Raw genomic sequence first — 20,958 nt, 5'->3', positions numbered from 1 at the left:
GAATGGAAGCATTTGGCCAACAGCTTCTCGCTGGCGTAGGCACAGGCAGCATCTATGCGATCGTGGCGCTCGCGCTTGCGGTGATCTATCAGGCGACCCATCACGTGAATTTCGCTCAGGGGGAAATGGCGATGTTCTCGACGTATCTCGCATGGGTATTGATCCAGGCCGGCCTTCCGTACTGGGCCGCGTTCCTCGTGACTATCGCAGCTTCCTTCATCATGGGGGCGGTGTTGGAGCTGGTCGTTATTCGACCTCTTCGCGACGCCCCGGACCTGTCCATGGTGGTGGTATTCATCGGCCTGCTGGTCACCTTCCACGGCCTGGCCGGCTTGCTGTTCGGCTATGACAGCCACGACTTCCCAAGTCTGTTTGCCAACGTGCCGTGGGGATTCCCACAGCTGTTGTCGGCCGATCAGGCCGGCTCGATTGCGCTGACATTCTTCCTGGTCGCCTTATTATTCGTCTTTTTTTACCGAACGAGCCTCGGATTGAAAATGCGGGCGGTTGCGCAGAATCGCGTTTCCTCTCAGTTAGTCGGCATTTCGGTAGGCAAGATGCTAATGCTAGGGTGGGGCCTCGCCGGAGCGATTGGCGCTGTATCGGGCCTAATGGTGGCGCCGATGGTTTTCCTGGACCCCTCCATGATGATGGGAGCGGTTCTCTATGCATTCGCCGGCGCCTTGTTAGGCGGGATCGGCAATCCCGCCGGCGCTGTTGTTGGAGGGTTTCTGGTCGGAATTGCGGAAAATCTGCTGGGTACCTACGTAGTCGGAACCGATCTCAAGCTATCGATAGCGTTGTTGTTGATCGTGGTCGTTCTGATTTTTGCTCCGGACGGCCTGTTCGGCCGCCGGGTCGTCGCGAGGGTTTGATGATGAGTAATTTCCTCGATCGTGTAGATACCGCACAGCGCGCCGTCGGCAATCCCCTCCGCCTTTGCTGGGCAGGATTACTCGTGGTCGCAGCGGGCGTGCTGTTTGGTGGTAACGGGTACCAGCTTTTTCAAGCGACGATGCTGCTGGCGTATGCGGTTTCTCTACTCGGGCTGAATCTGCTTACAGGCTATAACGGGCAGATTTCGTTGGGACATGGAGCCTTTTTTGGCATGGGTGCTTACACGGTTGCGATTCTCATGGATCGATTTGGTCTGCCGTATTGGCTAGTGGTGCCGCTGGCCGGAATCACCTCGCTGGTCATTGGTTACATATTTGCCTGGCCAGCACTCAGGCTGGATGGAATCTACTTGGCGTTGGCCACTTTTGGCCTTGGCGTGGCTACTCCACAGCTCTTGAAATGCCGCCTACTCGAACAATGGACAGGCGGTGTTCAAGGCATTGCCGTGACTAAGCCGGGAGTACCACTGGGATTGCCTTTGTCGCAGGATCAGTGGCTTTTTCTGTACGCGGTTTTGATCTGCGCGATCGTGTTCTGGATGACCAGCAACCTCCTTCGGAGCGCTGCCGGTCGCTCCATGCGCGCGATCCGTGACCATGCGCTGGCGGCCGAGGCAACCGGTCTTAACATAACGAGCGTCAAAACGAAGACGTTTGCATTGTCCGCCGCTTATACGGGCGTCGGTGGCGCCCTTTCAGCATTGGCGGTGCAGTTCGTGGCTCCAGACTCGTTCTCCATGTTTCTGTCAATCACTCTCCTGGTCGGGATTGTCGTGGGAGGTGTCGGAACGATGTGGGGGGCCGCTTTAGGTGCAGTCTTCATTATGGTGATCCCTGCTTTTTCGGAGAGCGTTTCCAAGTCGGCCCCTTGGGTCGTGTATGGGGTGCTGCTGATCGTCTCTGTCTATGTTCTTCCGGGTGGCATCGCGGCCGTGGGCAACCGCTATCGCCTGATGCGGTCGCAGCGTTAATGGCCGTGCGCCCAGTCGCACGAAGACAAGGAGAAAGTGACATGAAGAAGACAAAAGCAGACGGTTTGGCAGCGTCGGCAATCCGCGTCGCATTCGCTCAATCCCGCATGTCACGCTGCGGATCGATTGGTCCTGACTGTGAGGGCGTTGCGCGATGATGCCGACGGATCGCACACCAGAGAGCGGCCTGCCCGGCGCTCTCTTTGACCTGGCCGGCAGGAAAGTCGTCGTGACCGGTGCGGCATCCGGCCTGGGCCGTGTTTTTGCCGAAGCACTTTCCCAATCTGGCGCAGCGGTGGCTTGGGTCGATCGCGAGGCGGAGGAACTCGCGGCCTGCGAGCACATAGGGGCCGACGATTGCCACGTCGTAGCCGATCTTGGCGACGAAGCGGGCGTTTCACAGATGGCGGAAAAAGTCCTTGCCTGGTGTGACGGAAAGCTAGACGTGCTCATCAACAACGCTGGCATCGCAACTCGGCCCGGGCGTTTGCTCGACGTCCCGGTGAAGGACTGGGATCGTGTCTTCGCGATCAACTTGCGCGGCGCCTTCCTGGTTACGCAGGCATTGCTGCCGGCGTTGATTCAGAGCGGTCGCGGTTCAGTGGTGAACGTCAGTTCCTATCTCGGCACCGTCGGCGTCTACCCAGGCTTCGCAGTCACCGCGATTCCCTATGCGGCATCGAAAGCCGGACTGATTGGCTTCACGCGACAGCTCGCAATCGAGTACGCGGCCGAGCAAGTGCGAGCGAACGCGATCGCGCCGGGCTGGCATAGTGGCACGCGCCTCGGACGTGAGCGCGACGCGTCGGGCGGCGCCGCGGCTGTCGCGCAGATGGACGCCTTTGTCGAGCAGGAAGTGCCGCTGGGCTATAGAGGTAGGCCGGCTGACCTCGTGGGCCTCGTGATCTACCTTGCGAGCGATGCCTCGAGCTATGTCACGGGTCAAGTATTTGTTCATGACGGCGGGATAACCGCCCGCTAACCCAGCGAGGTGAGGCGCGGGCGCAGCCGGAGACTCGCCTCGGTTTGACCTATACGATGGTCATTGCAATCCGTAATTGGCTCTTGCTGCACAGAGGGATTGCGCGGCCGACAGGCACCTGATACTGCTCGGCAAGCCAAAGCGGCGCGCCCATCTCCTCCGAAACGGCTTGGGCCAGATCCCCGGCGCGCCGCTGGTAGGCGGCGATGATATGGTCGAACAGCGCAAGACGGCCTCGACGGAAGTCAGCGAGAACGTTTCGAACGCAGCTCGAACTGCGGCCACCGCTCGGTCCACATCGTGGGCGTCGCCGATTGCGACTTTGCCAGCGACAGGTTCATCCGCTGGGTTTATGACGCCGAGCACGGTGTTGCCGGCAGGCTCAACCCATGATCCGTTGATATAGAACTGAAGGTTGTTGCGCATAAGTGGGCTCTCCATCGTCACGGAAGGAGGCAAGGTATATGGCGTAGACCTAGGCGTCTCTTAGGCACTTGCAGTAACGCTGGTAGGCTTAAGGATACCCGGTGCCATAGGCTCGGTCGACAGAGCGTGTGGCCGCGCGTTAAGCAACCTGCCGATGGTTCAATCCTTCGGCCAACGCGCTCCCGCCCGCGGCGGCGTCGAACGCCTGACGCGCGGCCTCGACCTCGGAAAACTTGACGAGCGTCCAGTGATGCAGTGCCCGCAATGGCGGCTGTAACGTGTGCCCAAGTGGCGTGATCTGATACTGCACCGCCACCGGCGACAGTGAAACGACTGTCCTTGAAATCAGGCCGTTGCGCTCGAGTCGGCGAAGACTCTGAGTAAGCGCCTTCTGCGTGACGCCTTCCAGGCGTCGCCGGATGGCGTTGAAACGCTGCGGCCCGTCGTCTAGCACGGCCAGCACCATCATCGACCACTTGTCCGCAATCTGGTCGAAGAGCGCACGGCTGGGGCAGTCAGACGAAAAGCACTTCAGTTCAGGAGCGGGCATCGTGGTTTCCTTGAATAGACCTAGGCGACTTCAGGTGCCTAATTGACGGCAGGTATCAAACATATACCATAAGGCCTTTGTTTGCAACGGAGCCTCTTCAATGTCTCACGCCGATACCAGTACCCTGTTTCGTCCCTTCTCAATCCGCTCCCTCAAACTCAAGAACCGGATCGTCATGGCCCCGATGACGAGGCTCTTTGCCCCCGAGGGCGTGCCTGGCGACGCCAACGTCGCCTATTACCGGCGCAGGGCGGAAGGACACGTAGGGCTTATTTTGTCTGAAGGCACGGTAGTTGACCGTCCGGCATCGCGCAATGACGGCGGCATTCCGCTGTTCCACGGCGAGCCCGCCCTGGCCGGATGGAAGCAGGTAATTGACGCAGTTCATGATGCCGGCGGCAAGATGGCGCCGCAGCTCTGGCATACCGGCTCCACCATGTATCTCAACGGCTGGGAGCCGGACGCACCGGTCGAGAGCCCGTCCGCACTGATCGCGCCGGGCCAGCCTCGAGGCGTCGCGATGACCGAGGAGGACATCGCCGACACGGTTGCCGCGTTCGCCAAGGCAGCCGTCGAAGCCAAGCGGCTTGGCTTCGACACGGTGGAACTGCATGGCGCGCACGGCTATCTCGTCGACCAGTTCTTCTGGTCCGGCACCAACCTGCGTGACGATCGCTACAACGGCCCGACCATCAAAGAGCGATCACGCTTCGCCGGCGAGATCGTTGCCGCGGTACGCGAAGCGGTGGGTCCCGACTATCCGATCATCATGCGGTTCAGCCAGTGGAAACAGCAAGATCTCACCGTGAAGCTTGCGGAAACGCCGGCAGCAATGGAGGACTGGCTTTTGCCGCTCGTCGATGCCGGTGTCGATATTCTGCACTGCTCGCAGCGTCGCTTCTGGGAGCCCGAGTTTCCGGAGATCGACGGCGAGAATGGCCTTAATTTCGCCGGCTGGGCCAAGAAGGTGACCGGCGCGCCGACCATTAGTGTCGGGTCGGTTGGCCTCGACAAGGAATTCGCTACCGCCTTTGCCGGTGAGGGGTCGATCCCTGCGAGCCTAGACCGTCTTATCGAGCGAATGGAACGCGACGAGTTCGATCTGATCGCCGTTGGCAGGGCCATTCTCAACGACCCAAACTGGGTAAAAAGGGTTGAACATGGCGAATACGGTGCGCTGAAAGGGTTCGACCCGGCAGCGCTCGCTGAATTGATTTGAGGGTGAGTTCGAGGACGGAAACATTCTTCGACCCGTTCTCGTCGCTATTGGACCTCCACACTTCCCTATGGATGGCGGAAATGACCAACCTTTTGGACTACACGGATAAAGTTGTGCTGATCACCGGCGGCGCTAGCGGGATCGGACAAGCGACCGCGAACGCATTCGCCGGCCAAGGCGCGAAGGTAGTAATCGGAGATGTCAACGACGGCGCGACCGAAACCGTGGCGCGGATCAAGCGGGCTGGCGGCGAGGCCTTGTTTGTGCGGACCGACGTAAGCGATCCTGCTTCAGTCGAAGCCCTCGTTAAGGCCACGGTCGATACCTACGGCCGCCTCGACTGCGCGTTCAACAACGCCGGCATCCTGCCGTCAGCCACCCCCCTCGCCGAAATGTCGGTCGCGGACTTCGACAAGGTCATCTCGATCGATTTGCGCGGCGTGTTTCTCTGCCTCAAATATCAGATCGCGCACATGCTGACGGCGGGCGGCGGCTCGATCGTCAACACAGCCTCCGTGGCCGGGCTGATCGCCGGCCGGAACACGTCTTCCTACGTCGCCGCCAAGCATGGCGTGATCGGTCTTACAAAGGCAGCCGCGCTCGACTATGCCACTCAGGGCATCCGCGTGAATGCCATCGCTCCTGGCCTGGTCGCCACTGCCATGACCCAAGGCTGGTTGGAAGACGCTGAGTTCAGTCAAAGATTGTTGCAGACTATCCCGCTCGCCCGCCCAGCGCAGCCTGAGGAGATGTCTGGTATGGTGCTTTTCCTTAACTCATCCCAAGCGTCGTTCATCACGGGGCAAACCTTCACCGTCGATGGCGGGCAAGTTCCCCGCTGATCGCGGTGTCGCCCGTTATCTAGAATCCGGCGGCGTCGAGAACTGGATCGCGGGGCTGAACCGTCCGACGAGGTAGTGGTCGTGCAAAACCCGGTTCCGCGATCTCATCACCGCGAGCGCCGGCACTTTGCGCGAATGATGCCGGTATCCCTTTCTCCGATCCCGATAGCGACCGCATTCCTTGTCGAGCGGGAACTATACGGGCGCTCTGACGCCGGATCGACTACCTGCCTTTGGCTTGAACGGAAGTCAAGAATCCTTGCGTTTACCTCCTATCGCAAGTGCTGATTTGTTGCTCTCGGGCACCGGGCGTCGAGCTTGCGTTGATCTCGCCGTGCGATCTCGTCTTGGATGAGCAAGGTCAGGAAGTCGGTGTACGCGAGCTTGCGGTCGATGGCTTCGCGGTTGCGCGCTTCGAGCGTGTCGAGGATGCCGGGTAGTCGCAAGTGCGTCAGCGAAGGCATCAGTTAGCGAAGTGCATTCATGTTCAATCGATCAGGAGGGGCTGGGTATCGCGACAGAAGCGGCCGCCGTGGGTGGAGGTGGTCGCGCCCGATTCAACGGGTTCGGTCGACAGCCAGCGCTGGTTGAGTCCTTTCTGCAGGGTCAGCTTGACGGCTTTATAGCTTGGCGTGCCGAAATGGTTCGCGCGACGGCCCGCTCCCGACGAGACGCCCTGAACTGGTAGAGCGCTCCCTCTACTGGGCGCAGCTCGAAGAGAACCTCATGTCTGAGAGCGCGTGAACCAGCTCGTAGCAGGACGACCCCATACGCTGCGCGTCTCTGAGGCACCATCGGGTGTCGTGCGGTTGTCAGGCCTGTGCGACTGGCGCATTGTAATTGGCCACCGTGGTACGCATTCCCCGCGCGGTCTGCCGGACATGCGGTGCCGACAGTTCGTGTTCGCAGTAAAGCCGCGCCATGGTGGCGGTTGCCTTGAGCCACAGATCCCTACCGGCTAGTCGGAACGGCACGGAATGGTAGACAAGCTGGAACGGCCCATGGGCGTCGCGCTTGACCTCCACGCGCGCCCAGGGTGAACTCCGCTCGGGCGCAATACGCGAGCCGGTGTTGTGTTCTCGACGTTTAACTCCAATCGCGCACCTCGCCCACGTCGCCCACGTCGCGGAACTGATCGCGCCGCCGGGCGTTTTGCGCTGATCGATGCAGAGCATGACCAGGAGCCCATCTGGCGGCGACGTCTTTGCGTTTAGCCGCTTTCTTCGGCGTCAATCGATCCAGGTCACCACTTCGTCGAGTGGAGCACGTTCCGTCCTGAAGTTGTTCGCTGCGTGAGCAGTGTCTTCGTACCCGAAGGAGATGCCCGCTACCACATTTCGATCGTCGGAAATGCCTAAATGGGAACGTATGAACTGCGGATACGAGGCCAAGGCTGCTTGCGGGGCAGAGGCTACTCCAAGATCCTGTGCCGCAAGGATAAAGTTCGCTAGGTAGGCGCCGGCGTCAACGGCACCGTACGTGCCGAGACAACGATGGGTCGTGATGATCGCCACGTGCGGAGCGCCAAAAAAACGGAAGTTCTCCAGCGTTTGACGCGCCGAACCTTCACGATCGCCCTTTGTGACGCCCACGCTTTCATAGAGCCGCCAGCCGCATTCCCGACGGCGGTCTTTCAAGACACCTTCATAGGACTGCGGAAATTCAAAGTCAGGCGCAATCGGCTCGTTTTTTTGAGCGAAGCGGGTGTACGCCTCTCGGAACGCATCGGCAGCGTCACCCGAAACGATGGCCACCTGCCAGGGCTGAACGTTGCCCCACGAAGGTGTACGCTGCGCGGCCTCCAGGATGGACTCGATCGTGCTGCGCGCGACCGGAGTCGGCAGAAAAGCTCTGCAGGTATGTCGACGGGAAATCAGATCGTTAAGTGTGTTATGCGGGCGGGTCATGACGGTGAAGATTGGCTGTTGGAAGTAAATCCGAATTTACACACAAACTCGGGTTAGTGCAACCAGCAACGGCGCCAATATGCCAGGGTTTTCCTAGGTAACTGTGAATTTACTTTTAAGGAGGCGCGGTGAGACAATTCTCTGTGGAAGCGGACAGCCTGCGGCAAACCCTTTTCCGCTCCGGATAGCGGCGGGGCTTCGGCCATGAGGCTTGCCTCGCCAGTACGACCGAAATCTTAGTTTATACGACCATGGAGCGCCATTTATGATGTCAACGGCAGCGCTGCGCAGAGCGGCAAGCATTTGTCCAAAAGGGCTTGCCATTTCCAGTGGCGAGGAGCAGCGCACTTGGCCGGAGCTGGTGGGACGAGTCTCAGCACTGGCAGGCGCCCTTCAATCTTCCGGACTCCAGCGCGGTGATCGGGTAGCCACGCTGGCGAGGAATTCGCCTCGCTATTTTGAACTTCTGATGGCGATCTGGTGGGCAGGCGGAGCGATCGTTCCCCTCAACACGCGTTTGGCCTTCGAGGAGCTTCGCCACATCGTGGAGCACTCCGATTCCGTGCTGTTGTTTAGCGACGAGTCGTTCGAGGAGTTCGGAGCGCAGATGGCTCAGGTTGTGCCGTCTCTAAAAGAATTCATCCGCCTCGACGACGCGCGATATGCGGCGATGATCCAGCATCCACGTACTGAGGATGCTTGCGGTGATCTCAATTCGCTTGCCGGCATCTGCTACACAGGGGGGACGACCGGACTGCCCAAGGGAGTAGAGCTGACGCACCTGAACTTCAGCTTCGCCGCGATGAGTCTGCATCGCGAACTCGGGTACAACCAGGACACGGTCTATCTCCATTCGACGCCGATGTTTCATTTGGGAGACCTTGCAAATGGGCTGGCGGTGACGCTTGGCGGCGGCACTCACAGCTTCATATCGCAATTCAAGCCGGAGCTTTTCTATCGGCGCCTGTGCGACGATGGTGTCACGCACGTTCAACTCGTCCCAACGATGGTTGCGATGGTCCTTGACGGGCCGGAGCGCGATGACGAGCTTCTATCGCGAATTCAATCGATCCAGTACGGTGCTGCTCCGGTATCGCAGGCGTTGCTTGCTCGAATTTTGCAGGCCTTTCCCAATGCGCGGATTAATCAGTTCTATGGAATGACCGAGGCATGCGGGGGCATTTGTAGCTTGCCCCCCGACCGGCATGTTTTGAGCGGCCCCAAGGCGGGAAAGCTCAAGTCGGCAGGGCAGGCGTTGCCCGGCTTTGAGATCCGTATCGGGAGCGATCAATCTCGCCCGAGCAAACCGGGAGAAGCAGGGGAGATCCTGCTACGCGGCCCGGCTATCATGCGCGGTTATTGGAAAGCGCCCGAGAAGACTGCCCAGACGCTCGTTGACGGTTGGCTCTGTTCGGGTGACGCGGGCTATCTAGACGAGGACGGTTTTCTGTACATCGTCGATCGGATCAAGGACATGATCATCAGTGGTGGCGAGAACATCTATTGCGCCGAAGTCGAGAACGCTTTGGCCTCGCACCCTTTGGTTGAGTCTTGCGCTGTGCTCGGTCTGCCCGATGAGCGCTGGGGAGACCGGGTTCATGCCGTGGTTGTTCGGAAACCTGGCGCGACTTTGAGTATCGCGGAACTGGACGGGCATTGCCGGGCACAGATAGCAGGCTATAAAGTCCCACGGAGCTACGACGTCCGCAGCGACCCGTTACCCCTTTCAAGTATCGGCAAAGTTCAAAAGAACCAACTGCGGGAAGAGTGGCTAGCGGCTGAAAAAAGCAGAGCTGGTTAGCCGGAAAACCGCCCGCATGGCGCGCGGCTCGATCGACTTCTGCTGCGGTCGACCCAGGGACCGGTGACTCTTTCGTGGTGAACGAGGGGCTTGGGAAGGTTCCTCTGATAAAGCGCCAGTTCGATGAGGTCTGCCAATCACCCCAAGAGTACGGGTTTCCGATAAGTGAATAGCGATTTACTTTGCGTGCTCGATGCATTGTAATACGTTAATGGGCCGCGCTGGACTTGCCCCGTGCACGGAAATCGGAGGATTTCAGGAGAGGTGTTTAGGCGCCTCGCGGGGACGGCTGCTAGAAGATCTCGCCGCGCAGGCGGGGCATCGAACGCCCGACTCCCTGGGGTGCGATCGCAGCGCGCTACTGCTTTGTCAACCTGGATCGGAAGACCTTGGAATGAATGGATCAAATCTACAAAAGTCGCTTGATGTCGTCATCGTCGGGGCTGGCTTCGCCGGCCTCTACCAGTTGCACCGTGCTCGCAAGGCGGGCCTGACTGCCCGCGTGATCGAGGCCGGCGATGACGTCGGCGGCACCTGGTACTGGAACCGCTATCCCGGCGCGAGGTGCGACGTAGAAAGCCTCGACTACTCGTTTTCCTTCGACGGGGAGCTCGAGCAGGAATGGACCTGGAGCGAGCGCTACGCGACACAGCCGGAAATTTTGCGTTACATCCACCACGTCGCCGACCGATTTGACTTGCGGCGGGACATCGAGTTTGGCACGCGTGTGAAGCGGGCGGTATTTGACGAACAGGCAAAGCGGTGGACCCTGGAGACAGACGCGGGCGAGTCATTTGACGCGCAATTCTGTATTATGGCCACTGGATGCCTTTCAATCGCGCAAGCCCCGAATTTGAAGGGCCTGGACAGCTTCGCCGGCACCTGGTATCACAGCGCCGATTGGCCGAAAGAGGGTGTGGATTTCGCTGGCAAGAGGGTAGGGGTGATAGGCACGGGGTCTAGCGGTGTACAGATGATTCCGTTGATCGCGGAGCAGGCTGACCATTTGACGGTCTTCCAGCGGACGGCCAACTTCAGCGTGCCGGCCCAGAACGAACCGCTCGACGACGAGGCCGTTCGCCATGCCAAGGCGAACTACCGGGAGCGGCGTGCCCGCGCGAGAGAAGCCAACAACGGCCTGTACCTCGAGGCAGTCGACAAATCGGCCCTGGAGGTGTCTGACGAGGAGCGGCTGCGCGAGTTTGAGTTCCGCTGGCGCGGTGCCGGTGGCGGATTCCGGATGATGCGCGCATTCAATGACTTGCTGGTCAATGAAAAAGCCAACGAGTACGTCTCCGACTTCGTGCGCTCCAAGATCCGTGCGACTGTGCGCGACCCGAACGTGGCCGAACTGCTTTGCCCCAAGAGGGAACTGCGGTTCGGAACGAAGCGCCTTTGCGTGGACACCGGCTACTACGAAACATTCAACCGGCCCAACGTTACGCTCGTCGACGTGAAGACTGCGCCGATCGAGGAAGTGACCCACCGGGGGCTGCGTACAAGCGCGCAAGAGTATGAGCTGGATGTCCTCGTGTTCGCGACGGGTTTCGACGCGATGACCGGTGCGCTAAGTGCCATCGACATCCGCGGCATCGGAGGAGCGACGCTGCGGGAAAAGTGGCAGCACGGTCCGCGTACCTACCTCGGAGTCTCGTGCGCGGGCTTTCCGAACATGTTCATTATCGCGGGGCCCGGGAGCCCATCGGTGCTCAGCAATGTCGTGCACTCCATCGAAGAGCATGTCGATTGGGTCACTCGGTTGATTCAACACGCGCGTGAGACCAATCGGGCCTACGTCGGTTGCGAGCTCGATGCGGAGAATGAGTGGGTTCACCACGTTAACGAGGTGGCCGATCGCACCCTCTACCCACGCGGCAATTCGTGGTACGTCGGCGCCAATATCCCGGGCAAGCCCCGAATCTTCATGCCGTACGTGGGCGGAGTGCCGGCTTACCGCAGGATTTTGAACGAGGTGGCCGATGCCGCTTACCGCGGCTTCGTGCTCGCCTGAATAACGGATCAAAGGAAGCCCTGCATGAAAACTCTTGTTCTCGGCGGTACCGGCTTTATAGGGATGCATGTTGCGCGGGAGCTTGCCGCGAGGGGCGAAGAAATTGTGATTGCGGGGGCCAGAGGTGAACGCTCGCCTGCGGAACTGAAGGAGTTTTTCGGAGAGGCCCCGCAGCAGGAACGAATCGATTTGACCGTCAGCTACGACGTCTTCGATGCGATTGCCCGTATCAAGCCCGGTAAGGTATTCGACGCGTCGGGGTATGCCCCCAAATCGATGTCGCCGGCGCGTGAAGTCCATTTACGAACGGCTTGTGCGCTCAATGTGATCGAAGCGTGTCGAATCATGAACGTCGGACAGCTGACGATTACCAGTTCCAGCGACATCTACTGGGGCCTGGACGCAAACCACTATCCGTATAGGGAGGCCGGCCCGATTGCCATCACTGAACAGAAGGATCATCACTACATTCAGGCCGGGCCCAAGAAGTTGCTCGAGGCGATCGCCGCCATCTTTCAGCGCCAGACGGACCTCGACATCCGGATCGTGAGAATAGACGGCACATACGGGCCGCTCTACAACAAGATGATCAATGTCGTCGCGCGGATGGTTCACGCCGCCGTGCGCGGCGTCCCCATGGATCTGACTTCAGACCAAGGGCGCTTGCCATGCGCGGACATGGCTTGGGACTTCAACTATGTAAAGGACCATGCCTACGGGATGGCGCTGGTCCATCAGGCGAGTACACCGGAGCACAAGGTCTACAACGTGGGCAGTGGCAAAACCACGAGGCTCGATGAATTCGCCGATGCAGTCAACGCGCTGTTCCCAGGCGCGATACCGCCGTTGCCGCTGCACCCTCATGGGCCTTCGAGCGACCAACGCTATTTGGACATAACGCGCGCGCGTGCGCTCGGCTATGAACCGCAATGGTCGGTTGCGACCGGGATTGCTGATTATGTGCAATGGCTGCAATCCCACGACGTCTGATTTCTGGTGCTCGAGGGCAGCGCAAGGCGATGAGATCAGTGGGCCGCCGGCCCACGCAGTGGCCGGCCACGGGCATTGCGGGCGCCGCGAAGTCGGCCTCGCTGCTGGCGACCTCGCGCTCGCGCGGGAGGCTGAATCCCTCTACATCGCAACCGTCGATTGCCTTTGCATCCGGCCGGCAGTTGACCGTATCAAGCGCCCAAAGGCGCAGTTGTTTTGCCGAACTAACGGATCGAAGCACCGCACCTCCAGCAGTGAACCATAGATTCTGGGTGGTCATCTCCAGAGTTGCCCCGCCAGTCCTGACTAGGCGCACGCCTTGGCCGAAGCGCACGTATCCGTTTCGACACCGGCGAGAGTGAATCCGAATTAGAATTACGCTTGTTGGGATCCAGCGGCAATTCCGGGTCGACGCGGCTCGGGGCGGTGCTTTGACACTCACTCGGCGTTCAAGTTGAGGAGGGGCGCGCCTCGGCGTGGCCTGATTTCTCGATACTGAGTGACGTCGAAAAACCGTCGAGGAGCGGTAAGCCGCCATTGACGAAGATTCGGCTCAGTGCCGGCAGACTATGGAAGATTTTGTGGTTATGGACGAACTCATCGAGTTGACGACCCGTCGGACGCCGAAAGGCAATACGACGCGAGAAGCCATCAAGCTTGCCGCGAAGCGCGCGTTGGCAGTAGACGGATTTTCAAATGCGAAAATCGCCGACATCATGGCGAGCGTCAACCGCTCTCCTGGTGCGTTCTACAAATACTATCCAAGCAAGGAAGCACTGCTGCACGAGCTGCTTGACGAATTTCGCGCGCGCCTCAAGGCGGAAGTAAACCGCTCTTTGGACATGAGTGAGGAGCCTGTTGAACACCTGAAAGAGCGGCTAGGGGCGTTCTGGAAAATCTATCGCGATGACTGGCCTGTTGCGACCGCAGCGTTTCAGATGTCCATGGCGAACCGGGAGTTCGCTCGCGCGTGGCACGGTGTGAGGCAACAAGGCATACGAGGCATGTCAAGCATGATCAAACTTCTTCAACAGAAAGGCTTTTGCTCCGGTCTCGATAGCGAACTCATTGCCTCCGCGCTGTGTTCGATGCTCGAATACACCGGCTACAACTGGACTGCGCGCGCCGGTGACTTTCCCGATCGACTGATTGATGACGCGACTGCTATTGAGGTATTGACTCGACTGGTTTTAGATGGCGTCAGAGGAGGTGCCGCTCAGATCGCAGCCCTGCCTTCGGCAGCCAAGGAGCTTGGCCGCGATCCGGTGCGGCGCCGTACGAAGTCAGACCGCGGCTGAGCCGATGAACTGTTCTTAGGGCTTGAACTCTCGAGGTGTACAGGAGGCCGTATGCGACGCACCACATCTCGTTCAGCTATGGATGTCTCTGATGTTTCGGAGTCCGGCGACCTTTACAGGGCGGAAGTCATTCAACGCCGTGACGCATGTTGAACCGCACCGGATTTGAACCGACCCCCGAGAGTCGGACTGACCTTGGAGGTTTCGAGGAAATTCGATGTAAAGCCTGTTTTTCTTCCTTGGCAAACGCCTTTCTACCATGCCGCTGCCGCGACGCGATGCGGGGCGAGTCTCCAGTCGCCCTAGCGGCTATCTACGCCGCGACCCGCATCCTCGTCATACCGCTTCACAGCGCACTTACTGCTTCCACTATGTGGATTGTTAGCCTCGTGCGGCGACGCCGATGTACGACGACGCCCGAGAAGCGCGGAAACTGACCGCCATAGCCAGGTTCATGTACATCGGGCGCACGGACATGCTCTCCCCGGCAAAAGCCGGCGACTATCGCTCGCGCGGTTGATGTCATGCGCAACGCCAGTCCTGATCGTCCGGTCCGTTCGGTCGCGTTCCCGACACAGCCGGTCACCTCGGTCCGGTAGTACGCAATGAGGAGCACTGCGTGCGCAAGCATGCAATGCTCCTGGTGCGACGTTAGAACTTATGTCGTATGCCGATGCTGGCAACCGATTGCGTGTCGGTACTCGACGGCGCTAGCGGAAACAGCGCGGCGTGAACGTCGGCGCTCGAGCGTATCGTGTTCAAATGCACATAGAGGTCGGTTCGCTTCGATAGAAAGTAATCCGCCACCAGTCCTATCTGATTCCAGTGGTCGCCTTGCATCTTCGTGTATGCATAATCCGCGCTAAGCCACAACCCGTGGCTGACCTGGTACGTCAGGCCTGCTTCGGCGGTGCGTAATATCGCCGATTGATTAGCACGCCGGAAATCGACGAAGGTTGCGACGGTCCGAACTGCGAGCGCCCCAAAGCTGTAGCTCACGCCGACGCCGCCCGTGCCGTACCGGTCGATCGCGGTACCAGCCAACGATGCGCCGAATACTGGCGTGCCTAAATCGAAAATAGGCACGAAGTTGCGAATTTGCGTATAGGCCGCCCCTATTTGAAAATCACCACGACGGTAGCCACCACCAAAGCTCATGGCGCTGTTGCGCGAAAGACTGCCGGGCTGGTTGCCGAATGAATACATTGCTCCAAGATGCAGGCCGCCGATGTCAGGCGACATGTATTTGACCGCGTTGTCAACGCGTTCGCCGCCGAGGCGGTCATAGTCGCCAAGATGAAACGCGTACACGTCGGAACTCGCGCAGCCGTTCGCCGTCGGGCACAAAAAATCGAGTACAAAGTCGTATTGCCGGCCAAGGGTCAGCGAGCCGGCGCTTGAATGACTCAAACCCACATATGCTTGCCGGCCGAACTCAAGACCGCCTTGACCGAGCGCTCCATTGTTGACGCTAAAGCCATTCTCCAAGCGAAAAATAGCCTTGTAGCCGCCGCCTAGGTCCTCTTGGCCGAACATACCCCAACGGTCGGCCTGGGCATCGCCGGCAAACTGCATGAAGGTGCGGCCGCCTTTTTGGTTGCTGACGTAGGCTAGTGAATCGTCTACCAGTCCGTACAGTGTCAGGTTGCTCTGCGCGTATGTCGGAAAGGCGCACAGTGCGGCAAGTGCAGTCCCTCCCCCTACTATCCAGCGGCGTCTCTTGAACATCTTTGTCTCCGTGCGCCGGTCAAAGCCGGCGGGTTGTTGTGAATGAAAGAGTCCATACGTTCGAGGCCCAGTCAGCTACGGCGGCCTCAAGTCATGCATCCGCACTCCGCAGGCCGCGAGAAACGTTGCCAGAGCTACGTTCCGGCCGGGTATAGAAAACTGCGTCTAACGGAAATTTCTCTACTCGAAAATGAATCGCTTAAACTGACCGTCCGTGCCCGGACTCTTGGAGTGATATTGCATGTAGCTCGCAATCTGCCGCCCCCTGAGTGGAAGAGCCGTTAAAACGTGTAGGTCAGCTGAACATCGGACGCACGATGGCTGACTACTGCTTATCGCGGGGCCGCCTTCAGATACGTCGGCCGCTCGGAACAATGCCGATGCCGTTCCCTCATGCGCTATCGCAAGTCCATCTTCGGTCTACCGCGAACGGTCGACAAAAGAGCCCTAGCTTTCTAAAGGCACCACCGAGGCTTGCAGCGCGAAGCCGCCCTATCATCGCGGACGCTGCATCCCGAGTTCCGAGCCATTGGTTGCATTAGAGTGCATCGACGGCTACAAGTAAACCGTGGTTCGCTTATAGTTTACCCGGTTGGAGAACAAGTACCGCGTACTGACTCTGCTGTATCTAAGCGAGGAATGGAGAACGCGCTGTAAGCATAGATTCAAGGCCTTTCGGAAAGTAGACCCGCCCGTTGTACAAAGTGATACCCGCCACTTCAAGGGGAAGGCCGGTTAGCAGTTGCGCGATGCCACAGCCTGGAGCGGCAAGAACCGACCGAACTGAGGGCCGGAGTGCGAGTCGCTGCGCTTCAACGTTATGCCGGTCGCCCGCGATTAGGCGGTCTGGTGCCTGCAAGCTTTGGCTCGGGGCGTTTCTTTGCGGTAGTGGTGTTCGGCTGGGACGACTCTGAATTCGCTCATGTTCGTGAAAGCGAATGTTCGTTCAGATGCAGCCTCGGCGAGCCAGTTCCGACGGCTCCGGACAGAGCCGCGACGACCCTAGATAAATCCTGGTTTACCGAGCGGCCAAATCATGGTTTACTTGCGTTTGTATTGAGCGCTCAGAAGAGGCCAAAACTAGGAGACCCCGTTGTCACTCACCGCTGCCGTTTGCCGTGCGGCCCAAGTTCGTTCGTCCGGCACTGCCCTCTTAGCTACCGGGCGACGCGTCACATGGCGCGAACTCGAAAAGCGTCTCGCCCGCGCGGCGGTATTGCCGAGAGGGATGGCTGTGACGCCCGGGGCAAGAGTGGCGACGTTAGCCACAAATTCACCCATGCGTTTCGAGCAGCGGCGGCGACAACATCTACTGCACAGAATCCGAGAACGCACTCAGGTTCATTCAGCAGTGCGGGGCTCTGCGGTGCTGGGGTTGCCTGAAAGGAAAGCGGGGCGAAAGTTTTCGCGCCGTGCCGGTCGCCGTATCAGTCGTGAATGTCGCCCTCCCTGTGATCGGGCTCATGTTCGGTTCCTTGTTGCGGGCTACAAAGTCCTCAAGAGCTACGGGTTCACTGAGACGCTGCTGTTATCGGGCGGAGGCAAGGCCCAGAAGAATGTGCTGTGCGACAAGTGGCAGCAAGCGCTAGGGAACGTAGCGTGATTGACATCCTCCCGCGGCCTTTTTTCGAGCCCGAACACGACGAATTCCGGACGCAAGTGCGCCGCTTCATTGCACAGCGAATTGTGCCATTCCATCTCGCCTGGGAGCGACAAGGTTGCGTACCGCGAGAAATCTGGCAGGCGGCTGGGGCGATCGGCATGCTTTGCTGCACCGTACCGCAGCAATGGGGTGGACCGGAGGCAGACTATCTCTACGCCGTGGTGGCGCTTGAGGAAATGGCGTACGCGCACGCGCCGGGCCCTGGCTTCGCGGTTCATTCGGAGATGGTGACGCCCTATGTAGTCAATTTCGCATCGCCCGAGCAAAAGCGGCGCTGGCTCCCTCGGCTCGTGTCCGGTGACGCGATCGCCGCAGTGGCGATGACAGAGCCTGGAGCGGGCAGCGATCTTCGCGGGATACAGGCGCGAGCCACTCGAACTTCCACTGGGTGGAGGCTTTCCGGGCAGAAAGTATTCATCTCGAACGGCCAGCTCGCCGATGTGTTTGTGGTCGCAGCTAAGGCCGGCAATGACCCGAGCGCTCTCTCGCTGTTTGTAGTCGACGCGGCGCTGCCGGGTGTGAAGCGCGGAAAGCGGCTGGACAAGATGGGGCAGCACGCTCAGGATACGTCTGAGATTTTCTTCGAAGAAGTGCAACTCGCAGAAGGCGATATTCTAGGCAGCGAAGGCGACGGGATGCAGTTCCTGATGCACGGTTTGGCGCGCGAGCGGTTGACCATCTGCATCATCTGCCAGGCGCGCGCAGAAGCTGCTTTCTCCGACACCGTTAAATACGTCAGCGATCGACACGCATTCGGTCAAACCATCGCGCAGTTGCAAAACACGCGGTTCGTTCTCGCGTCGGTGAAAGCCGACCTTGTCGCGGGGCGATCGCTTGTCGACCGTCTGATCGAGATGTACCGCGCGGGAGTGCTTGACCAGACTACCGCGGCTGCGGGAAAGCTCTGGGTTACCGAGATGCTCGGTCGCAGCGCCGATGCATGTCTGCAACTGCACGGCGGTTGGGGTTATATGACGGAATACAACATCTCGCGCGTGTACGCGGACGCCCGCGTCGAGCGAATCGCGGGCGGCACGTCAGAAATTATGAAAGAGATCATTGCGAGAGGCATCTGGCCGCAAACTTGATTCTTATGTATGCGGATTTACAATGTAGTGGTCAAGCCTCTTTGGACTCTCACAAAGGGGCTTTTCAAAAATCGAAGTTTCGTATCGCACTGGCGGCAAACCGTTTGCCGCCGAATGTGTGCGCCTGTCGTTGTAAAAGCCAGCGATGTAGTCCGTGATGTCCCGCCGGGGGAGTTCGTGACTGCCGTACTCTTGCTCGCTGGTCCATTCACTCTTCAGGCTCTGAAGAAGCGCTCGACCACCGCGTTGACTCTCCTATGTCAAGCAGGGGCCGTCGAATCGGCCAGATCGGCCAGATCGGCCAGAATGAGCGGGTACAACTCCCGGACGATATAGCGCCGCTGCCTATAAAGGAAACCAGACGATGGCGAAGACATCTGACGCACAGACGCACACACACAGCGGCGCTCAAGGCGAAGGTGCCACTGGTAGCAGTACGCGGGAAGCGCATGCTGGCAGTATTAGCGCAGCAGTTTGAGGTTGGCCCGAACCATCACGATGGAAGCTGAGCATGCGGCGCCAGCACTTGAGGAAGCATTCGCGCGATATGGATTGCCTCAGATCGTCAGCACCGATCGAGGCAGCCAATTCGCCAGTATAGCCTTCACCGACGCGGTCCTCTCGCGCGGAATCGCACCGTCGATGGATGGCAAGGGAAGCAGCACGACAACGTTTTTATGGAACGGCTGTGGCGCAGCGCGAACTATGAAGAGATATATTGAAGGCCTACGAGTCCGTCGGCCATGCACGGAAGTCGATCGCTAACTACCTCACGCAGTACAACAAACAATGGCCTCATTCGGGAACGGGCCACCTCTTTTTGCACCTGTTCGCGGGATTGCAGGTACTTTTCCGCAAGGTACGGGCAATGCGACCACATCTTTCACGACGTGAGCCCGCTGCTGGCGAGCCATTCATCGCGCAGTGCCTTTTTTAGAACCTTGCCTACCCCGGAGAGCGGCAATGGTTCGGTCCGGATGTCATATCCGCGTGGCACCTTGTAACCAGCAATGTGGGCTCTGCAGTGGGATTCCAGTTCTGCGGGGGTCGCGACGCAGTCAACGTTTACGACGACGACAGCATGCACTCGTTCGCCCCAACGCTCGTCGGGCACTCCAATTACTGCGCACTGGTGTACCGCCGGATGCATGCTCAAGACGTTCTCGATTTCGGCGCTATAGATGTTCTCACCGCCGCTAATGATCATGTCTTTCATACGATCTACAACAAACAGAAACCCTTGGTCGTCCATGAAGCCTGCGTCACCGGTGCGCAACCAGCCATCCTTGACGGTGTCCGACGTCTTCTCGGGGTCCCGCCAGTAGCCCCGCATCACTGCAGGGCCGCGAATCTGAATTTCCCCAACGGCCCCAGTTTTGCAGAGGGCGTATTGCTCGTCGACGATCCGCACTTCGAAGATTGATGTAGGTTGTCCGACCGAGGACAACTTCCCTGCTGTAGAACCGCTCTTTACATGCCACTCCGGTGACAGGCATGTGCATGCGCCGCTGCATTCGGTCATACCGTAAAACTGTTGAATCCGAACGTTGTGAAATGAGTTCAGTAACCGATCAAGTAAATCTTGGGAAATTGGTGCCGCGCCATAAGACACCGTCCGTACCTGCATCAGCAAGCTATCGTCACGCTCAGGGGCGTCGAGAATCATTGAAAGCATGGTTGGCACGAGCTGAAGGTGCGTCACGCCGTCTGTCCTCAAGCGCGAAAAGAACCCGGCTGTACTGAAATGCGACAAGAAACTATGCGACCCTGCCGCCAGCGTCACGGCAAGGCCAATGCCGAAGTCAGCCAAGTGGAACAGTGGCGCAGCATGAAGGTAGACGGTGTCACTAGCGTGATTCATGTCGCGCTGCATGTTCGATGCTGCGAATGCCAGATTGAGGTGGGTGAGTTCGACCCCTTTGGGAAGCCCCGTCGTGCCACCCGTATAAAAGATGCCCGCGAGACTAGTTAATGCCACTTGTGCGTCGTCAATCTGCGGCGAAGAAAGCATGTCACGACGACGGTCGTCGTCCACCACGATAACGTCTTGGAGTGCTATAGCGTCACGGATGCGCTCAGCCATCGCCCGGAAGCTATCGTCGGTAATGAGAAAACGGGCTTCGGAATGCGCAACGATGTAACGCAGCTCGTCAAATGCCAGACGAGTATTGAGTGGTACTAATACACCGCCGCCCCACCAAACTGCGAACATTAATTCAAAGTAGAGAGGCGAGTTCAGGGCAAGCGTAGCTACGTGGTCGCCGGGTCGGAGTCCGGCAGCTCTAAGTGCCGACGCAAGTGCTGCGATTCGCCTCGGCATTTCCTTCCACTTCGTTCTTTCCGTATCGCTAATAATGGCCCATCCATCCGGCCGTATAGTTGCCGCACGGCGGATCGCGGCAGTAAGCATAAGCGTGTCTCCGTTGTGTTCAGTGGGCCGAGATCCTCACTGCTTCGATCGAGCTTCGGTTCGCGGTTTGAGGCCTAGGCGAAGTGGCGGAAAGCGGTCGCGCCTCCTGTTCAGTCCCTGAGGAACCGGCTGCGGTGATGGAGGCTTTGCGGGCTTTCCGCAATGTGGTAATTAAA

The 20,958-nt window shown here is 59.1% G+C and carries 18 protein-coding genes and 1 pseudogene; 11 read left to right on the top strand and 8 right to left on the bottom strand.

The features are described 5' to 3' along the window. The first annotated feature begins 2 nt into the window (after nucleotides 1-2). The 3 genes from C0Z16_RS29385 (at nucleotide 3) to C0Z16_RS29375 (ending at nucleotide 2,849) form a co-directional block, all read left to right on the top strand. Nucleotides 3-875, top strand: coding sequence for a branched-chain amino acid ABC transporter permease (locus C0Z16_RS29385; protein ID WP_102635558.1), 873 nt, complete (start codon nucleotides 3-5; stop codon nucleotides 873-875). A 2-nt stretch (nucleotides 876-877) separates the two neighbouring features. Then, on the top strand, nucleotides 878-1,867 hold the full coding sequence (locus C0Z16_RS29380; protein ID WP_102635578.1) for a branched-chain amino acid ABC transporter permease: 990 nt from the start codon (nucleotides 878-880) through the stop codon (nucleotides 1,865-1,867). Nucleotides 1,868-2,021: 154 nt separating this feature from the next. Further along, entirely contained in the window at nucleotides 2,022-2,849 is an 828-nt protein-coding gene (locus tag C0Z16_RS29375) for an SDR family NAD(P)-dependent oxidoreductase (protein WP_102635557.1), read from the top strand. A 60-nt stretch (nucleotides 2,850-2,909) separates the two neighbouring features. On the opposite strand, the gene C0Z16_RS29370 is transcribed toward C0Z16_RS29375, so the two are convergent. Both C0Z16_RS29370 and C0Z16_RS29365 read right to left on the bottom strand, forming a co-directional pair. Continuing rightward, nucleotides 2,910-3,275 (bottom strand): aldehyde dehydrogenase family protein, encoded by a 366-nt coding sequence (locus C0Z16_RS29370; protein WP_208638648.1) that lies wholly within the window; start codon nucleotides 3,273-3,275, stop codon nucleotides 2,910-2,912. 139 nt (nucleotides 3,276-3,414) lie between these two features. After that, nucleotides 3,415-3,825, bottom strand: coding sequence for a winged helix-turn-helix transcriptional regulator (locus tag C0Z16_RS29365; protein ID WP_102635556.1), 411 nt, complete (start codon nucleotides 3,823-3,825; stop codon nucleotides 3,415-3,417). Nucleotides 3,826-3,925: 100 nt separating this feature from the next. On the opposite strand from C0Z16_RS29365, the gene C0Z16_RS29360 reads away from it, so the two are divergent. Together C0Z16_RS29360 and C0Z16_RS29355 are read left to right on the top strand one after the other, a co-directional pair. Then, nucleotides 3,926-5,044, top strand: coding sequence for an NADH:flavin oxidoreductase (locus C0Z16_RS29360; RefSeq protein WP_102635555.1), 1,119 nt, complete (start codon nucleotides 3,926-3,928; stop codon nucleotides 5,042-5,044). Nucleotides 5,045-5,124: 80 nt separating this feature from the next. Next, on the top strand, nucleotides 5,125-5,886 hold the full coding sequence (locus C0Z16_RS29355) for an SDR family NAD(P)-dependent oxidoreductase (RefSeq protein ID WP_175130747.1): 762 nt from the start codon (nucleotides 5,125-5,127) through the stop codon (nucleotides 5,884-5,886). Between the two features lie 293 nt (nucleotides 5,887-6,179). On the opposite strand, the pseudogene C0Z16_RS29350 reads toward C0Z16_RS29355, so the two are convergent. The 3 genes and pseudogenes from C0Z16_RS29350 to C0Z16_RS29340 form a co-directional block, all read right to left on the bottom strand. Then, nucleotides 6,180-6,350: pseudogene (locus C0Z16_RS29350) on the bottom strand (ATP-binding protein); the annotation flags it as partial. A gap of 348 nt (nucleotides 6,351-6,698) precedes the next feature. Next, nucleotides 6,699-7,061, bottom strand: coding sequence for a Mu transposase domain-containing protein (locus C0Z16_RS39015; RefSeq protein WP_244201399.1), 363 nt, complete (start codon nucleotides 7,059-7,061; stop codon nucleotides 6,699-6,701). 54 nt (nucleotides 7,062-7,115) lie between these two features. Further along, nucleotides 7,116-7,793, bottom strand: coding sequence for a nitroreductase (locus C0Z16_RS29340; RefSeq protein ID WP_102635553.1), 678 nt, complete (start codon nucleotides 7,791-7,793; stop codon nucleotides 7,116-7,118). Between the two features lie 265 nt (nucleotides 7,794-8,058). Between C0Z16_RS29340 and C0Z16_RS29335 the strand changes: the two genes are divergently transcribed. The 4 genes from C0Z16_RS29335 (at nucleotide 8,059) to C0Z16_RS29320 (ending at nucleotide 13,893) form a co-directional block, all read left to right on the top strand. Further along, a complete protein-coding gene (locus tag C0Z16_RS29335) occupies nucleotides 8,059-9,594 on the top strand; it encodes a class I adenylate-forming enzyme family protein (protein ID WP_102635552.1) in 1,536 nt (511 codons plus the stop codon). Nucleotides 9,595-9,988: 394 nt separating this feature from the next. Next, nucleotides 9,989-11,605, top strand: a complete 1,617-nt coding sequence (locus C0Z16_RS29330) for a flavin-containing monooxygenase (RefSeq protein WP_102635551.1) — start codon at nucleotides 9,989-9,991, stop codon at nucleotides 11,603-11,605. A gap of 24 nt (nucleotides 11,606-11,629) precedes the next feature. Further along, the gene (locus tag C0Z16_RS29325) at nucleotides 11,630-12,595 is read left to right on the top strand and encodes an NAD-dependent epimerase/dehydratase family protein (protein ID WP_102635550.1); all 966 of its coding nucleotides are present in this window, start codon (nucleotides 11,630-11,632) and stop codon (nucleotides 12,593-12,595) included. Nucleotides 12,596-13,164: 569 nt separating this feature from the next. Beyond that, nucleotides 13,165-13,893, top strand: coding sequence for a TetR/AcrR family transcriptional regulator (locus C0Z16_RS29320; RefSeq protein ID WP_102635549.1), 729 nt, complete (start codon nucleotides 13,165-13,167; stop codon nucleotides 13,891-13,893). A gap of 651 nt (nucleotides 13,894-14,544) precedes the next feature. Here C0Z16_RS29320 and C0Z16_RS29315 read toward each other — a convergent pair. Beyond that, nucleotides 14,545-15,621 (bottom strand): porin, encoded by a 1,077-nt coding sequence (locus C0Z16_RS29315; protein ID WP_102635548.1) that lies wholly within the window; start codon nucleotides 15,619-15,621, stop codon nucleotides 14,545-14,547. Between the two features lie 1,599 nt (nucleotides 15,622-17,220). Here C0Z16_RS29315 and C0Z16_RS29310 point away from each other — a divergent pair. Beyond that, nucleotides 17,221-18,372, top strand: coding sequence for an acyl-CoA dehydrogenase family protein (locus C0Z16_RS29310; protein ID WP_244201398.1), 1,152 nt, complete (start codon nucleotides 17,221-17,223; stop codon nucleotides 18,370-18,372). 3 nt (nucleotides 18,373-18,375) lie between these two features. Here the strand turns inward: C0Z16_RS29310 and C0Z16_RS29305 are convergent, their stop codons facing one another. Next, nucleotides 18,376-18,591, bottom strand: a complete 216-nt coding sequence (locus C0Z16_RS29305) for an IS3 family transposase (RefSeq protein WP_407070705.1) — start codon at nucleotides 18,589-18,591, stop codon at nucleotides 18,376-18,378. Between the two features lie 279 nt (nucleotides 18,592-18,870). Between C0Z16_RS29305 and C0Z16_RS39645 the strand changes: the two genes are divergently transcribed. Next, the gene (locus C0Z16_RS39645; RefSeq protein WP_407070704.1) at nucleotides 18,871-19,137 is read left to right on the top strand and encodes a hypothetical protein; all 267 of its coding nucleotides are present in this window, start codon (nucleotides 18,871-18,873) and stop codon (nucleotides 19,135-19,137) included. A gap of 118 nt (nucleotides 19,138-19,255) precedes the next feature. Here C0Z16_RS39645 and C0Z16_RS29300 read toward each other — a convergent pair whose 3' ends face one another. After that, complete coding sequence (locus C0Z16_RS29300; protein WP_102635547.1) at nucleotides 19,256-20,782, bottom strand: class I adenylate-forming enzyme family protein; 1,527 nt, start codon at nucleotides 20,780-20,782, stop codon at nucleotides 19,256-19,258. Nucleotides 20,783-20,958: the final 176 nt, after the last annotated feature.

The organism is Paraburkholderia rhynchosiae (genome assembly GCF_002879865.1).
GTDB lineage: Bacteria > Pseudomonadota > Gammaproteobacteria > Burkholderiales > Burkholderiaceae > Paraburkholderia > Paraburkholderia rhynchosiae.
This window is presented reverse-complemented; position numbering and strand designations above follow the sequence as displayed.

What these genes read in the sequence shown, in the direction of transcription:
- C0Z16_RS29385 (WP_102635558.1), top strand. Translation starts at nt 3, where the DNA reads ATGGAAGCATTTGGCCAACAGCTTCTCGCTGGCGTAGGCACAGGCAGC.
- C0Z16_RS29380 (WP_102635578.1), top strand. Translation starts at nt 878, where the DNA reads ATGAGTAATTTCCTCGATCGTGTAGATACCGCACAGCGCGCCGTCGGC.
- C0Z16_RS29375 (WP_102635557.1), top strand. Translation starts at nt 2,022, where the DNA reads ATGATGCCGACGGATCGCACACCAGAGAGCGGCCTGCCCGGCGCTCTC.
- C0Z16_RS29370 (WP_208638648.1), bottom strand. Translation starts at nt 3,275, where the DNA reads ATGCGCAACAACCTTCAGTTCTATATCAACGGATCATGGGTTGAGCCT.
- C0Z16_RS29365 (WP_102635556.1), bottom strand. Translation starts at nt 3,825, where the DNA reads ATGCCCGCTCCTGAACTGAAGTGCTTTTCGTCTGACTGCCCCAGCCGT.
- C0Z16_RS29360 (WP_102635555.1), top strand. Translation starts at nt 3,926, where the DNA reads ATGTCTCACGCCGATACCAGTACCCTGTTTCGTCCCTTCTCAATCCGC.
- C0Z16_RS29355 (WP_175130747.1), top strand. Translation starts at nt 5,125, where the DNA reads ATGACCAACCTTTTGGACTACACGGATAAAGTTGTGCTGATCACCGGC.
- C0Z16_RS39015 (WP_244201399.1), bottom strand. Translation starts at nt 7,061, where the DNA reads ATGCTCTGCATCGATCAGCGCAAAACGCCCGGCGGCGCGATCAGTTCC.
- C0Z16_RS29340 (WP_102635553.1), bottom strand. Translation starts at nt 7,793, where the DNA reads ATGACCCGCCCGCATAACACACTTAACGATCTGATTTCCCGTCGACAT.
- C0Z16_RS29335 (WP_102635552.1), top strand. Translation starts at nt 8,059, where the DNA reads ATGATGTCAACGGCAGCGCTGCGCAGAGCGGCAAGCATTTGTCCAAAA.
- C0Z16_RS29330 (WP_102635551.1), top strand. Translation starts at nt 9,989, where the DNA reads ATGAATGGATCAAATCTACAAAAGTCGCTTGATGTCGTCATCGTCGGG.
- C0Z16_RS29325 (WP_102635550.1), top strand. Translation starts at nt 11,630, where the DNA reads ATGAAAACTCTTGTTCTCGGCGGTACCGGCTTTATAGGGATGCATGTT.
- C0Z16_RS29320 (WP_102635549.1), top strand. Translation starts at nt 13,165, where the DNA reads ATGGAAGATTTTGTGGTTATGGACGAACTCATCGAGTTGACGACCCGT.
- C0Z16_RS29315 (WP_102635548.1), bottom strand. Translation starts at nt 15,621, where the DNA reads ATGTTCAAGAGACGCCGCTGGATAGTAGGGGGAGGGACTGCACTTGCC.
- C0Z16_RS39645 (WP_407070704.1), top strand. Translation starts at nt 18,871, where the DNA reads ATGGAAGCTGAGCATGCGGCGCCAGCACTTGAGGAAGCATTCGCGCGA.
- C0Z16_RS29300 (WP_102635547.1), bottom strand. Translation starts at nt 20,782, where the DNA reads ATGCTTACTGCCGCGATCCGCCGTGCGGCAACTATACGGCCGGATGGA.